The organism is Bradyrhizobium sp. GW821-FHT13H06, assembly GCF_058803975.1.
On record NZ_JBXAPN010000004.1, the window covers coordinates 366,149 to 381,229 of the forward strand.

Consider the following 15,081-nt stretch of genomic DNA (forward strand, 5'->3'; position numbering starts at 1 on the left):
CCGTCCTCACCAGTTCCTGAACTTCGACGGCGGCGCGTAGAGTCCGCCAGACCAGCGCACGAGATCCTTGATCGAGCGCGCCGCGAGCAGGCTGCGATCCGCATCGAGCGGATTGATGCCGAGATCCTCCGGGCGGCGGACCACCCCGCGTTCGCGCAAGTGCGCGACCATGCCGTGATCCCGCCGACGACCGACATCGGTGTAGCCGGCGACGCCGCGGATGGCCTGCTCCCGCTCCTGCGCGGTGCGGCACAGCAGCAGGTTGGCCACGCCCTCCTCGGTGACGATGTGCGTGACGTCGTCGCCATAGATCATGATGGGCGCGAGCTCGAGCTCCAGCTTCTCCGCGAGCTCGATGGCATCGAGCTTCTCGACGAACAGCGGCACGTTCTTGTCGCCGAACGTCTCGCCGATCTGAACGACCAGCTTGCGGCCGCGGCGCATCAGGGGCGAGCCGTCGGGATCGGACTCCGCCCCGGCCTTCAGCCAGGGCTCGCTCGGATGACGCCGGCCGCGCGCATCCGCTCCCATGTTCGGCGCCCCGCCGAACCCGGCGATGCGGGAGGTGGTGACGGTCGACGAATTTCCCTGCAGATCGATCTGCAACGTCGAACCGATGAACATGTCGCAGGCATAGAGCCCGGCGGTCTGGCAAAAGGCGCGGTTCGAGCGCAGCGAGCCGTCGGGGCCGGTGAAGTAGACGTCGGATCGGGCGCGGATGTAGTCGTCCATGCCGACCTCCGAACCGAACGAGTGGATTTGCCGGACCCAGCCGGATTCGATCGCCGGAATGAGTGCGGGATGCGGGTTCAGAGCAAAATGGCTCGCGATCTTGCCCTTGAGGCCAAGCCGTTCGCCGAAGGTCGGCAGCAGAAGCTCGATCGCGGCCGTACTGAATCCGATGCCGTGATTGAGCCGCTGCACGCCATAGGGAGCATAGATGCCCTTGATGGCGAGCATCGCGGTCAGGATCTGCCCCTCGGTGATCGCGGCCGGATCGCGCGTGAACAGCGGCTCGACGAAGAACGGCTTGTCGGACTTGACGATGAAGTGGACGCGGTCCCCCGGGATGTCGACCCGCGGAACCTGCTCGACGATCTCGTTGACCTGGGCGATCACGATGCCGTCCTTGAAGGCGGTTGCCTCCACCACGGTCGGCGTGTCCTCGGTGTTCGGACCGGTGTAGAGATTCCCGTCATGGTCGGCGCTGACGGCGGCGATCAGCGCGACGTGCGGCGTCAAGTCGATGAAGTAGCGTGCGAACAGTTCGAGATAGGTGTGGACCGCGCCCAGCTCGATCTTGCCGCCGAACAGCATGCGCGCGATGCGGGCCGATTGCGGCCCGGAATAGGCATAGTCCAGCCGCTTCGCGACGCCGCGGTCGAACAGATCCAGATGTTCTGGAAGAACGACGCCCGACTGCACCATGTGCAGATCGTTGACCCTGGAGAGATCGACCGCGAGCAGCGCGCGACTGAGCAGATCGGCCTGCTTCTGGTTGTCGCCTTCCAGGCAGATCCGGTCGCCCGGCCGGATCACGGCCTCGAGCAGGCGCGTGGCATTGCCCGCTTCCACGACTTTGCCGCGGGCAAGTCCACCGCCTGCGGCGATGCGGGCATCACGCATGGCGCGGTTGGTTTGCCAGCTCGTCATGGCCTTTGCTCCTTGACGCGCGTCAGGTCCCGGACCGGTCCCCGACTTGCGCTGGTCTTCTCGATCACGCTCATGGAATTCTCCGGGGGTGGGCAGTCAGGCCGGCGGGAGTGCTGTCTCCCCCGCCGGCCTTCTTTTCGCCGGCCGTACGTCAGGACCGGCAAACTGCATCGTCAGCGGGTGGCCGGTTGATCGATGCCGCGTGCGGCGCGTGTGATCACGGCCGCCACTTCCTTGGGATGCGACTCGTAGACCGAGTGGCTCGCGCCCGGGATCACCGTGGTGTGGCTCTTGGCCCGCTCGTAGTACCAGCGCTCCAGATCGGGATTGATGATCTGGTCGCCGCCGGCAACGATGCCCCAGCTCGGCTTGGTCTTCCACGCAGCCGCCGTCAGTGGGGTGCTGAACACCTGTGCCGCGGCCGGGACCTGGGAGCGTGCCACGAACTCGGCACGCTCACGCGGCAGATCGGGTGCGAACAGTTTTGGGAATTGCACCGGATCGAGATAGGTGAACTTGTCCGGCGTGACCTTGATGACGCCCTCGGTCTTTCCAAGCACGCTCGGCGTCTTCTTGCCCAGCGCCGATTCATCTTCGCCGACGTCGGGGGCGTGCGCGGCGACGTAGACGAGACCGACGACGTTGGGATGGACGCCGGCCTCGGTGATGATCGAACCGCCATAGCTGTGGCCGACGAGGAGTGTTGGGCCGTCCTGGAGATCGAGAATCCGCTTCGCTGCCGTGACGTCGTCGGCGAACGACGTTTCCGGCTCCTGAACCATGGTCACGTGAAAGCCTTCCTTGCTCAGGATTTCGTAGACCGGCTTCCAGCCGGACGCATCCACCCAGGCGCCGTGCACCAGGACGATGTTCTTAGGGGGTTCCGCACGCGCCGGGGCGACGCTCGCGAACAGGGAGAGGGCTGCAACAAAGGCGAGACCTGCGTCGAGGTGCTTCATGTCGGGATCACTCCGGGTTGGAACGATGCGACACTAGGTTGGCGGCCTGCCTGTGTATTTCGGCAAGCAACGGCCCTTGCCACTTCGCACGCCGGAAATTATCGGGCCCGGCGCTGACCCAGCTCACATTCCGGTTTCTCTGATGGCACGATCTCGCGCGCGTGCAAGCCAGCCGACGTTCGCAAGCGAAAGACGGCGCGTACCGGTCCTGTCATTGGAGACAGAGGTTCGCTACCGACACGAAGGATCGACAATGACTTCGAATTCACTCATCCGGATTGCAGCTGCCACTATAATCCTCCTGCAGGCGGCATCCCCGGCTCGTGCTGCGTCCTGTTCGGATTCGATCGGGCGTGTCCAGGCACAGCTGGACGCCGCGATCGAGAAAAATGCCGGCGCACATGGCTGGAGCCCGGAAAGCCTCGATGCACTGCGCGGTCATCAGCCCACGCCGCGATCGCTGGCGCAAGCGGAAGGCGCGAGCGGAGTGTACCTTCGGCTCGCGCTCGATGCCCTCGACCGCGCGCGCGCCGCGAACAGCTCCAGCGACATCGCCACGTGCCGCCGGGAGCTGTCCGAGGCAAAGCGACTACTTCGGAAGGGGCGCCAATGATCCCGGGGGTGGATGGCTTTCGATCGTGCGGCCAGACAGCGGGACGTGCATTCAGGGAATACCCGCACGCCGGCCGCTCCCTATCGTCCCGCACACATGAAAGAACCCGGAGCAGCCCATGCGACAACAGCCCTCATCGAAGTGGTTCGGATGCCGCCGATTTGCATCGGTGCATCTGGGCATGGCGCTCGCAACCAGCCTGATATGGCTGATCCCGGCCGCGGCAAGTGCGCAAACGACGCTGCCGACGACGCTGCCCCCTGTCGGCATGTCCGCAACCTCGCCGCTCAACCTGGGCTCCACGCGGCCTGAAGGCATTCCGCTGGGCTCGACCGAAATCGCCACCCCTGGCGTATCCCCGATCAATCCCTCGCAAGCAATGACGAACTGCTCCCAAACGGGGAATACCGGATCGTCGGGGGCCTTGTTTGACGGCGGCGGACTCTCCGGAAGCCCGTCACTCGGCTGCCCCGACGGCACGACGACCCAATCGGCCTTGCCACCCTCGACATCGACGGTCGGACGCGTCGGGATTCCGCTCGGATCCACCGAGCTCGGCGGCGCCGGAATCAGTCCGTCCCTGCCGGTGCCCGGCCCTGCTCCCATGGGCGACACGAATTCAATCAACGGTTCCGGCAATCCCTGAAATCGAGAAGGACCATCACCGTGAAACGGAACCTCACCCTTGCACTGGTTGCTCTGGCCGCGATCCTGATCGGCGCAGGCCTCTGGTTCTACGGCAGCGACCACAGGCCGGCCGTGGCGGCCGCGCCGGTGCCCGCTGCCGTGCCGGTCGTCGCAGCCACCGTCACCGGCAAGGACGTTCCGATCTACCTGCGCGGCATCGGCACCGTGATCGCCTACAACACCGACGTCGTGCGCAGCCAGATTCAGGGGCAGATCGTCAAGATCGCCTTCACCGAGGGACAGACCGTCAAGGCCGGCGACCTGCTCGCCCAGATTGATCCGCGTCCCTACGAGGCGCAGATCGAGCAGCTGACGGCCAACCGCGACAGGGACCAGGCGCAACTCGTGAACGCCGAGGCCAATCTCGCACGCTACAATCAGCTCGGCGACAAGGGCTACGCGACCCCGCAACTGATCGAGACGCAGACGGCGCAGGTGGCGCAGCTCAAGGCCGCCGTGAAGGCCGACCAGGCGCTGATCGATCAGGCCAACGTCCAGCTCAGCTACACGCGCCTGACGTCGGCCATTCCCGGCATCACGGGCGTTCGCCAGATCGATGTCGGCAACGTGATCCATCCGACCGACCCCAATGGTCTCGTCGTCGTCACCCAGATCGAACCGATCTCGCTGCTGTTCACTCTGCCGCAGACCGACCTGCCCGCAATCCAGGAGCACGCTGCAAAGGGGTCGTTGAAGGTCATTGCCTACAGCCAGGACAACAAGATGAAGCTCGACGAAGGCACGCTGCTGCTGGTCAACAACGAGATCGCAGGGACGACCGGCACCGTCCAGCTCAAGGCGGTGTTCCCGAATCGTGAGCACCGGCTGTGGCCGGGCCAGCTTGTGAACGCGCGTCTGCTGCTCGAAATTCGGAAAGACGCGCTCACCGTCGCGGGCTCGGCCGTGCAGCAGGGACCGAACGGCAGCTATGTCTATGTCGTGACCGGCGGCCAGACGGCGACCTTGCGCCCTGTTCACGTCGCACAGATCAGTGATGGCCAGGCACTGATCGACCAGGGGCTGAAGTCAGGCGACGTGGTCGTGGTCGACGGCCAGTATCGGCTGACGGAAGGCAGCCGCGTCCGGGAACTGCATGGCAAAGCTGCGCAAGAAGCCGACTTGCAGAGCGCCGTGCAGGAAGCGATCCCATGAACCTCTCGGCGCCCTTCATCCTGCGGCCGATCGCAACCGCCCTGCTGATGGCCGGCTTGCTGCTGTGCGGCCTTGCGGCCTATCCGCTGCTGCCGGTCGGCGCGCTGCCGAACGTCAATTACCCGACGATCCAGATCTCGGCGCAACTGCCCGGCGCCGATCCGGGCACCATTGCTTCGTCGCTCGCCACACCGCTCGAACAGCAGCTCAGCCAGATCCCCGGCATCACCCAGCTCACCTCGTCCAGTGCGCTCGGCGTGGCCCAGCTCACGGTGCAGTTCGAGCTGTCGCGGACGGTGGACAGCGCGGCGGTGGATGTGCTGGCCGCGATCAATGCCGCCAGCCCCTTCCTGCCGCCGAACATCCCCTATCCGCCGACGATCAGAAAGGTGAATCCGGCGGAGACGCCGATCATGCTGATCGCGCTGACGTCGGACTCGCTGCCGCTGACCACGGTCGATGCCTATGCGGAAAATATCCTGTTGCCGAAGATTTCGCAGGTGCCGGGCGTGGGCCTCGTCGGCATCGGCGGCCAGCAGAAGCCGGCGATCCGTGTTCGAGTCAATCCGCAGGCGCTTGCCGCCCGCGGCATCGGCCTCGAAGACGTCCGCAACGTCATCGCCGGCGCCAATGTCGACCTGCCCAAGGGCACGCTCAACAGCCCGCGCGTCACCTACACGCTGAACACCAACGATCAGCTGCTGAAACCCTCTGCTTACGAAGACCTCATCATCGCCTATCGCAACGGCTCGCCGGTGCGACTCCGCGACGTCGGCACGGCGATCGAGGCCCCCGAGAACGATCTTCTGGCTGGCTGGTACGGCAAGGAGCCGGCCGTCATCCTCGCCGTTCAACGCGTTCCCGGCGCCAACGTGATCGAGACCGTCGACCGGATCAAGAAACTGCTGCCGCAGCTGCAGGCTTCCGTTCCGCCGGCGATCAAGGTGACGATCGCCGCAGATCGAACCGCGACCATTCGCGCCGCGGTTTCCGACGTCCAGTTCACGCTGCTGCTGACGGTCGCCCTGGTGGTGATGGTCATTTTCCTGTTTCTGCGGAATTTCTGGGCCACCGTCATTCCGGCGATCACTGTTCCCCTGGCGCTGATCGGGACGTTTGCGGTGCTCTATGTGCTCGGCTACAGCCTCGACAACCTCTCGCTGATGGCACTGTCGATCGCCGTCGGCTTCGTGGTCGATGATGCGGTCGTGGTCATCGAGAATATCGTGCGCCATCTCGAACAGGGCATGACGCCGCAGGAGGCCGCACTCAAGGGCTCCGCCGAGATCGGCTTCACGATCGTCTCCATCACGCTGTCGCTGATCGCGGTGTTCATCCCGCTCTTTCTGATGGGCGGCTATGTCGGCAAGCTGTTCCAGGAATTCGCCGTCACCATCACCGCCGCGCTGCTGCTGTCGCTGGTCATCTCGCTCACCCTGACGCCCATGATGTGCGCGCGCCTTCTGAAGGACGATTCGCGAAGGAAGCACGGCCGGATCTATCTCCTGTTCGAACGCGGCTTCGATGCCTTGCTTGCGCTCTATGCGCGGGGCTTGCGCGTGGTGCTGCGGCATCGCTTCGCGACGCTGCTCGTCATGCTCTCGACCATCGCACTGACCGGCTACCTCTACGTGATCATCCCGAAGGGTTTCTTCCCGCAACAGGACACCGGACAGATCGTCGGCATCACCGAGGCTGCCCAGGACATCTCCTTCCCCGCGATGTCGGAACGACAGCAGGCGATCGTGGACATCCTCTCAAAGGATCCCGCGATCCAGTCGGTGGCGAGCTATATCGGTCCGGGCGGTCCGACCGCGACGCTCAACCAGGGGCGCATCTTCATCGTGCTGAAGCCGAAGCCGGAGCGCAAGGCGAGCGCCGACCAGGTGATCAACCGGCTGCGCCCGCGATTATCCCACATCCAGGGCATCACGCTCTACATGCAGGCGGCGCAGGACATCACGATCGGCGCACGCTTGTCGAAGACACAATATCAATACACCCTGACGGATGCCGATTCCAACGAGCTGACCCACTGGTCGGCGATCTTCCTGGAGAAGCTCCGCGCGCTCGACGTCATCAGCGACGTCGCGAGCGACCAGGCCAATGCCGGCCCACGGCTGGAGGTCACCGTCAACCGCGAGGTCGCCTCGAGCTTCGGCATCCTGCCCACGACGATCGACAATGCGCTTGACGACGCTTTCGGCCAACGCATCGTCTCCACCATGTTCACCTCGCTGAACCAGTACCACGTCGTGATGGAAGTCGATCCGCGCTTCCAGTACGGGCCCGAGGCGCTCAAGGACATCTACCTGAACTCGGCCAGCGGCCAGCAGGTCCCGCTCAGCACGCTGGTCCATGCCGTCATCAAGCCTGCGCCCATCCTGATCAACCACCAGAGCCTGTTTCCCTCGGTGACGATCTCGTTCAACCTGCGGCCGGGCGTCGCGCTGGGCGATGCGGTGACGGCGATCCAGAAGATCGAGAAGGATACGGGAAAGCCCGCCTCGCTGTCGACCTCGTTCCAGGGCAACGCCCAGGCCTTCCAGTCCTCCCTGTCCGGCACACCGCTGTTGATCGGGGCCGCGTTGATCGTGATCTACATCATTCTCGGCGTGCTCTATGAGAGCCTGATCCATCCGATCACGATCCTGTCGACGCTGCCTTCGGCGGGTATCGGCGCGCTGCTGCTGCTGCTGGCTGTCCACATGGATCTCAGCGTCATCGCCATCATCGGCATCATCCTGCTAATCGGCATCGTCAAGAAGAACGGCATCATGCTGGTCGACTTCGCGCTCGAGGTGGAGCGCCGGCAGGGGCTGAGTCCGGAGGAGGCAATCTATCAGGCCTGCACGCTTCGCTTCCGCCCGATCCTGATGACGACCATGGCTGCGCTGCTCGGTGGCGTGCCCCTGATGATCGGCTCCGGCACCGGCGCGGAGCTGCGCCAGCCGCTCGGCTACACGATCGTCGGCGGGCTGATGCTGTCGCAGATCCTGACGCTCTACACCACGCCCGTCGTCTATCTCTATCTCGATCGGCTCGGCAACTGGTTCACCGGACGCAAGCCGCAGGCCGCCAAGACATCCACCCCATCCACGACCGAGACGGAATTGAGCCATGAATCCGCTTGAGAAAGTGACGACCGGCATGACCGCCGAAAAACTGGTGACCGTCACGCCCGAGATGACGGTCGGCCACGTGGTGCCGGGCATGCCAGCCGTCTACGGCACGCCGATGATGATCCTGCACATGGAAATGGCCGCGGGATCGGCGGTTCAGCCGTTCCTTCCCGCAGGTCATGTCAGCGTCGGGATGATGGTCAATATCCGCCATCTGGCCGCGACGCCGGTCGGCCGCACGGTGCGAGCGACGGCACGGGTCGTCGCGATCGACGCCAGAAGCGTCCTGTTCGAGGTCGAGGCCTGGGAGGGCGACCGCAAGATCGGCGACGGCACCCACCGCCGTGGCGTCGTCAATGTCGCCGAGTTCGAGCAGCGATTCGGCGTCACGAGGCCAACCGCCGAGATGGCCCAGGATCGCATCCAGCAAGCCCGATCGCAGTTTCGTGCGTTTTGACAAGACGCCTGCGAAAACGCAAAAGACCTCCCGTCGGCGGCGCGCTAGACCTTCCGCATGATGCTCGAACGCCTGGATGGCTCAACCCCGGTACAGCCCCAGCGATGGTGGCGGCGTTTGCTGCCGATCCAGACAATACAGGATCGGATTCTGCTGTGGGCTTGGGGTAGCCTTGTTCTGACCCTGCTGTCCTTCGCCTGTTCACTGCTTGGAGACAATTTCACGGCGATCGCTTTCGCTGCTTTCCTAGCCGCTTCGCTGACGCTCGTCGGCGCGATCATGGATATCACGGCCCTGAAGAAGACCAATGCCGAGCTGGAGCGGAGCGAGCAGCGCTACCGCCAGCTGTTCGGCCGCATGCCGATCGCATTCCAGCAGCTCGACGCCAGCAGACTTGTCGCGCTGTTTCGAAGATTGCGTGCCGATGGCGTCAAAGACCTCGGCGCCTATTTCGACAGCCATCCCGAATTCCTCCGCATCTGCATGGATGCGCTCTCGTTCCAGGAGGCCAACGAACGAGCCGTCCAGATGTTCGGGCGAGGCGTCGAAGGATTTGTCGGACCTTCCATGGCGGATACCTGGAGGGAACGGCCCGATACGTTCCGCCGCGCGATGGAGTCCCGCTATCGCGGCGAGACGAATTTCGAGGAAGAGACTAAGATGGTCACGTGGGACGGTCGAATCGTCGACGTTCTCTTCACGACCGCGCGCGTCGGCCCTATCAATGATCTCGAAATAAGCCTGGTCGGCACGATCGATATCTCACAGCGTCTTCGCACCCAGCAGAAGCTCCAGCAGGTACAGGCCGAGTTCGCACATGCCGCGCGGGTCTCGATGCTCGGCGAGCTCACCGCATCGATCGCCCACGAAGTCAATCAGCCCCTCGCAGCCATCGCCACCAATGGCGCCGCCGGACTGCGATGGCTGAATAGGCCCACTCCCGACATCATCGAGATCCGCAAGACCATCGAAAACATCGTCGTAGATGCGCAACGGGCGGCGAACATCGTGGCGCGCGTTCGCGGAATGGCTTCCCGGAGGCCCCCGGAACGGGCATCCCTGTCATTTGATGACATCATTCACGAAGCGCTTCTCTTCCTCCGACACGAACTCGAATCCCGCGCAGTGACGATCGTGCACCGGCCCGACCCGAGCGCGCCGCAGGTGCTCGGTGATCGCACCCAACTCCAGCAGGTGATCGTCAATCTGGCCATCAACGCGGTGCAGGCGATGACCCAGGCCGGATATGACGATCGCCGGATCGTCATCAGCACGGTCACGCCGGACCCGTCGACACTGTGCTGCTCTGTTGAGGACAACGGGCCTGGCATCGATGCCGAACATGTCGGTCGGCTCTTCGACAGCTTCTTTACGACCAAAGAGACCGGGATGGGCATGGGACTGTCCATCTGCCGGTCGATCGTCGAAGCGCATGGAGGCCGGATCGGCGCGGAAGGCAATGGCGCGCATGGCGGAGCCCGTTTCTGGTTCACGCTGCCGGTCTCCGTCCGGGTGGACGCGCCGTGCTGCGATGCGTGACCGCAACGCGCCCGGCGCTGGCTCTATTCCCCGGCCGCCACCGAGCGCACAAGGCGAATCGGAACGCCCTTGTATGACGGCGTGAAGCTGAGAGGATCCCGGGCATAGAGCGGGACCAGCGGATTGGTCTCCGGATAGTATGCGGCGCAGCAGCCGGTCGGGAACGAATAGGCCACGACGCGGAAGTTGCGCACGATCCGCTCGGCGCCATCGGTCGATACGGTTATCAGGTCGACGCGGTCGCCGTCGACCAGTCCCCGCTTCTTCAGCTCATACTCGTTAAGGAAGACCACGTCGCGCTGGCCGAACACACCGCGGTAGCGGTCGGACATCGAGTAGAGCGTGGTGTTGTACTGATCGTGGCTGCGTATGGTGGTGAGCCAGAGGAAATCGGCATCGCTCTGCGGGTCTTCGCCACACCCCGGGAACACCAGGAAGTTCGCCTTGCCCGACGGCGTCGCCCATATCCGCTCGCGCGCCGTCGAGGTGAGGTGGAAGCCGCCGGGGACACGAATACGGGCATTGTAACCCTGGAAGATCGGGAACACCGCCTCGATCGCATCGCGGATCCTGTCGTAGTCGGCAACGAAGCCGTCCCAGTCGACCACCGTACGCTCGCCCAGCGTCGCCTTGGCGACGCCGGCAATGATCGCAACCTCGCTGCGCAGATGCTCCGACGCAGGCTTGTTGCGGCCGCCGGACGCATGCACCATCGACATCGAGTCCTCCACCGTGATCGACTGCGGCCCCGACGCCTGGACATCGATCTCGGTGCGTCCGAGGCATGGCAGGATCAGGGCCGCGCGGCCATGAATCAGGTGGCTGCGATTGAGCTTGGTCGAGACGTGGACGGTGAGATCGAGCTTGCCGAGTGCCGCCTGCGTCGCCTGCCAATCCGGAATGGCCGCGGCGAAATTGCCGCCCATTGCAAAGAAGGCCTTCACCTCGCCGCGGATCATCGCCTCCAGCGCGGTTACGACGTTGTGCCCCGGCGCGGCCGGCGGCTTGAAGCCGAAGCGTTGCTCCAGGCGCTCGAGGAAGTCTGCCTTGGGAACCTCGGTGATCCCCACGGTGCGATCGCCCTGCACGTTGGAATGACCTCGAACCGGGCAGACGCCGGCGCCTTCTCGTCCGACATTGCCGCGCAGCAGCGCAAGATTGGCGATCTGTTGCACGTTGTGCGCACCGCGCCAATGCTGGGTGATGCCCATGCCGTAGACAATGATGGCACGCTCGGCCTTCATGTACGCGCCGGCAGCATATTCCATGTCCTCGCGCGTCAGGCCGGACTGACGTTCGATGTCGGGCCATTGCGTGCGCTTGAGATCGTCGATCAGGGCTTCGACGCCGACGGTGTGGCCGCGAACAAAGTCCCAGTCCAGGATTTCCGGCTGCTCGGCGGCGCGGGCGGCATCGTCCGCCTCGACCAGGATCTTCATGATCCCCTTGAGGGCAGCGACGTCGCCGCCGACCCGCACCTGGAAGAGCTTCGAGCTGATCGCCGTCGATGTCAGCGTGATCATCTCGACCGGGCTCTGCGGCGCCTGGAATCGCTCCAGCGCACGTTCGCGGAACGGATTGAACGAGATGATCGATGCGCCCCGACGCGCTGCATTGCGCAGGCTGGTCATCATCCGCGGGCTGTTGGTGCCCGGATTCTGGCCGAAAATGAAGATGCAATCGGCCTTGTCGAAGTCCTCCAGCAGCACGGTGCCCTTGCCGACCCCGAGCGAGTACGGCAGGCCGACGCTGGTCGCCTCATGGCACATGTTCGAGCAGTCGGGGAAATTGTTGGTACCGTATTCGCGCACGAAGAGCTGATAGAGGAAAGCGGCTTCGTTCGAGGTCCGCCCGGAAGTGTAGAACTCCGCCATGTTCGGATCCGGCAGCGCCCTGAGCTCCCGTCCGATCATGTCGAACGCATCGCTCCATTCCACCGGGAGATAGCGATCGGATACGGCATCATAGGCCATCGGATGCGTGAGCCGCCCGACCATTTCGAGATCATAGTCGCTCCAGCTTGCGAGCTCGGTGACGGTATGCTCCGCGAAGAACTCCGGTGTGCAGCGCTTTGACGTTGCCTCCCAGGCGATCGCCTTGCCGCCGTTCTCGCAGAATTCGAACGAGGAAGTGTGCTTCGGATCGGGCCATGCGCAGCCGGGACAATCAAACCCCTGCGGCTGATTCATCCGGCTCAGCGTCGCCGCGCCCTTCAGCGGCACCCGTTGCAGCAGAAGCGCCTCGCTGAGCGCCTTGAGTGCGCCCCAGCCGCCGGCAGGTTCACGGTAGGGACGAACCGATTTCTTGGTCATCTCGATGTCTCTCGATCTTGCGCTTCTTTGGGTCAGTTAAGGATCATGCGGACAGAGCCGTCTTTTCAAAACGAAGCCGAATTTCTCAATTGCACACGGCCGAGCCCGGCCGGCTTGCCGCAACAGCCCGTGCATTCCGGCAAGAAGAGCGCCGTTCGCGGAAGCTGAAGCGGCAATGGGAAACTAGGCTGGGCGGTTGGAGCCCCGTCGAAACAGAGGGCTTTGGACAATCCTCAGGAGCGACCCAACATGTTTTCACGACGTGATTTGCTGGCTATGTCCGCGGCAGGCGCCGCCATGGTCGGCACAAGTGCGCAGGCCGCAAGCTTCGGCAATCCGGATGAGCCACCGCAAGGGGCCGTAAACGCCAGGAGTCCCGGCAGCCTGACAGATCCCGGTCCGCAGAATCCCGCGCTGGCCAGGCAATTCCCATCGGCGCAGACCCCGCCCGCGACCGACGTCGGCGGTCAGCCGATGGATTGGGCCTCGTTCAACAATGCGCCGAAGCGCATCCAGAATGGCGGCTGGGCCCGTCAGGTCACCGTCGCGGACTTCGCCATCTCCAAGGAGATCTCCGGCGTCAACATGCGGCTGTCCGCCGGCGGCATCCGCGAGCTGCATTGGCATCAGGCCGCCGAATGGGCGATCATGACCTACGGCACCTGCCGCATCACGGTGCTCGACACCCAAGGACGCCCCTATGTCGCCGACGTCAAAGCAGGCGATCTCTGGTATTTTCCATCGGGCGCGCCCCATTCGCTGCAGGGATTGGGTCCCGATGGCTGCGAATTCGTGATCTGCTTCGATGACGGCCATGCCAATGAGTTCAACACGCTGCTGGTGACTGATTGGCTCGCCCATACCCCGCCCGAGGTCCTGGCGAAGAATTTCGGCGTCCCGGCCGAGGCCTTCGCCAAGATCCCGCTGCACAATCTCTGGATCTTCCAGGGGACGGTGCCCGGCGATCTCGCCGCCGATCGCGCTGCAGTCGCCAGGCACGCCGAAGCGCCGCCCTACCCCTTCGTCCACACGCTCGGCGGCTCGACCCCGGTCAAGGAGAGCTCTGCCGGAAGCATCCGCGTTGCCGACAGCAGCAACTTCAAGGTGTCCACCACCATCGCCGCGGCACTGGTGACGATGCCGCCAGGAGCCGTCCGGGAAATGCATTGGCACCCGAACGCCGATGAGTGGCAGTACTACATCAAGGGCAAGGCGCGGATGACGGTGTTCGACACCGGTCCGAACGCGCTGACGACGGATTTCGCGGCCGGCGACATCGGCTATGTCCGGCGCAACCTGGGCCACTATGTCGAGAATGTCGGCGACACCGAGCTGCAGTTCGTCGGCGTGTTCCGTGCGCCGCGCTACGAGGAGGTCTCGCTCACCAACTGGCTGACGCACACGCCGCCCAAGCTCGTCGCCCAGCATTTCAACATCGACGAGAAGCTGATCGCGCAATGGCCGGACAACAGTCCCGGCATCATGCCCAAGTCCTGAATGAAGCCGCTCAACGAGAGCCCTTCAACGAGAAAGGCGCCGAAAACGGCGCCTTTCTTCTTGTCCGCTGCAATTCGCGGCACGTTCGAGCCATGCCGCCGTCAGTAGTGATCGACTGCCGGGGTAGACTTGCCGCGGAAGACACGATAGCCGACCGCGACATAGAGCAGCATCAGCGGAAAGACGAACAGGCCGGCGCCCCAGAACATGAACGCGAGACTTGCATGAGGCGCCGCGGCCTCGTCGATCGTCAAGACGAACGGGATCATATAGGGCCAGAAAGACAGGGCGAGCGTGCCGAACGCCGCCGCGAAGATCAGCGCGACCATGTGAAATGGCCAGTAATCGTCGTGACGCAGGACACTCGTGGCGAGCACGGCAGCGGCACCGGCCCCGACGAGCGGAAACAGGAACAGATAGGGCCGGTCGGTCCAGCGCTGCAGGATCGGCAGATGTTCGGCAAGCGCATAGGCGAAGACGACGATCAGGAACATCAGGACGCCGATCGCCAGCGGCGGGATCTGGCGCCGCGCGGCGTCCCGAACGAGACCATCGCACTTCCGCACCAGCCAGCAGGCGCCGAGCAGCGAATATCCGAAGCAGAGCCCGATCCCGCACAGGGTAGAAAAGACGGTCAGCCAGCCGAACATCCCGCCGACGTAGTGGCCGTTGGAGAACTGAAGTCCTTCCACGAGGGCGCCCACCATCGCGCCCTGCATGAAGCTGGCAGCGAACGAGCCCGCGACGAAGCTGACGTCCCAAATCCAGCGCGAACGGAGCGCCTTGCTGCGAAACTCGAACGCCACGCCGCGCAGGATCAATCCGAGCAGCATCACGATAACCGGGATATAGAAGGCTGACATCACCGTGGCATAGGCCAGCGGAAACGCGCCCCACATGATCACGCCGGTGACGACCAGCCAGGTCTCGTTGCCATCCCAGACCGGAGCAACCGTGTGCAGCATCGTCTCCCGCTTCGCCTCGCTGCGTGCGAGGCTGCACAGCATCCCAACCCCGAGGTCGAAGCCGTCCAGAAGGAGATAGATCAGGATGCTGATGGCAAGAAGCGCAACCCAGAACGTCACCATGG

General features: G+C 64.2%; 11 protein-coding genes. 7 read left to right on the forward strand and 4 right to left on the reverse strand.

Features of this window, described 5'->3' with window-relative positions; translation table 11 throughout:
• Positions 1-6: 6 nt before the first annotated feature.
• Positions 7-1,653 carry a malonate decarboxylase subunit alpha gene (mdcA, locus tag AC1RQP_RS19105; RefSeq protein ID WP_492938096.1) on the reverse strand — a complete coding sequence of 549 codons (1,647 nt, stop codon included), beginning with the start codon at positions 1,651-1,653 and terminating at the stop codon, positions 7-9.
• 173 nt (positions 1,654-1,826) lie between these two features.
• Positions 1,827-2,612: an alpha/beta hydrolase gene (locus AC1RQP_RS19110; RefSeq protein ID WP_492938097.1), complete on the reverse strand. Its 786-nt coding sequence runs from the start codon at positions 2,610-2,612 to the stop codon at positions 1,827-1,829.
• Between the two features lie 253 nt (positions 2,613-2,865).
• On the opposite strand from AC1RQP_RS19110, the gene AC1RQP_RS19115 reads away from it, so the two are divergent.
• From AC1RQP_RS19115 to AC1RQP_RS19140, 6 genes are all read left to right on the forward strand, one after another.
• Positions 2,866-3,225 (forward strand): hypothetical protein, encoded by a 360-nt coding sequence (locus tag AC1RQP_RS19115; protein ID WP_492938098.1) that lies wholly within the window; start codon positions 2,866-2,868, stop codon positions 3,223-3,225.
• Positions 3,226-3,343: 118 nt separating this feature from the next.
• On the forward strand, positions 3,344-3,871 hold the full coding sequence (locus AC1RQP_RS19120) for a hypothetical protein (RefSeq protein WP_492938099.1): 528 nt from the start codon (positions 3,344-3,346) through the stop codon (positions 3,869-3,871).
• Positions 3,872-3,891: 20 nt separating this feature from the next.
• The gene (locus tag AC1RQP_RS19125; protein WP_492938100.1) at positions 3,892-5,064 is read left to right on the forward strand and encodes an efflux RND transporter periplasmic adaptor subunit; all 1,173 of its coding nucleotides are present in this window, start codon (positions 3,892-3,894) and stop codon (positions 5,062-5,064) included.
• A complete protein-coding gene (locus AC1RQP_RS19130) occupies positions 5,061-8,198 on the forward strand; it encodes an efflux RND transporter permease subunit (protein WP_492938101.1) in 3,138 nt (1,045 codons plus the stop codon). The genes AC1RQP_RS19125 and AC1RQP_RS19130 overlap by 4 nt, the downstream gene beginning before the upstream one ends.
• Entirely contained in the window at positions 8,185-8,643 is a 459-nt protein-coding gene (locus AC1RQP_RS19135; RefSeq protein ID WP_492938102.1) for a thioesterase family protein, read from the forward strand. Before AC1RQP_RS19130 ends, AC1RQP_RS19135 begins: the two co-directional genes overlap by 14 nt.
• Positions 8,644-8,700: 57 nt before the next feature.
• Entirely contained in the window at positions 8,701-10,182 is a 1,482-nt protein-coding gene (locus AC1RQP_RS19140; RefSeq protein ID WP_492938103.1) for a sensor histidine kinase, read from the forward strand.
• Positions 10,183-10,205: 23 nt separating this feature from the next.
• On the opposite strand, the gene AC1RQP_RS19145 is transcribed toward AC1RQP_RS19140, so the two are convergent.
• Complete coding sequence (locus AC1RQP_RS19145; RefSeq protein ID WP_492938104.1) at positions 10,206-12,494, reverse strand: FdhF/YdeP family oxidoreductase; 2,289 nt, start codon at positions 12,492-12,494, stop codon at positions 10,206-10,208.
• A 249-nt stretch (positions 12,495-12,743) separates the two neighbouring features.
• On the opposite strand from AC1RQP_RS19145, the gene AC1RQP_RS19150 reads away from it, so the two are divergent.
• Positions 12,744-13,991 carry an oxalate decarboxylase family bicupin gene (locus AC1RQP_RS19150; protein ID WP_492938105.1) on the forward strand — a complete coding sequence of 416 codons (1,248 nt, stop codon included), beginning with the start codon at positions 12,744-12,746 and terminating at the stop codon, positions 13,989-13,991.
• A gap of 101 nt (positions 13,992-14,092) precedes the next feature.
• On the opposite strand, the gene cydB is transcribed toward AC1RQP_RS19150, so the two are convergent.
• Positions 14,093-15,079 carry a cytochrome d ubiquinol oxidase subunit II gene (gene cydB / locus AC1RQP_RS19155; protein WP_492938106.1) on the reverse strand — a complete coding sequence of 329 codons (987 nt, stop codon included), beginning with the start codon at positions 15,077-15,079 and terminating at the stop codon, positions 14,093-14,095.
• Between the last annotated feature and the right edge of the window lie 2 nt (positions 15,080-15,081).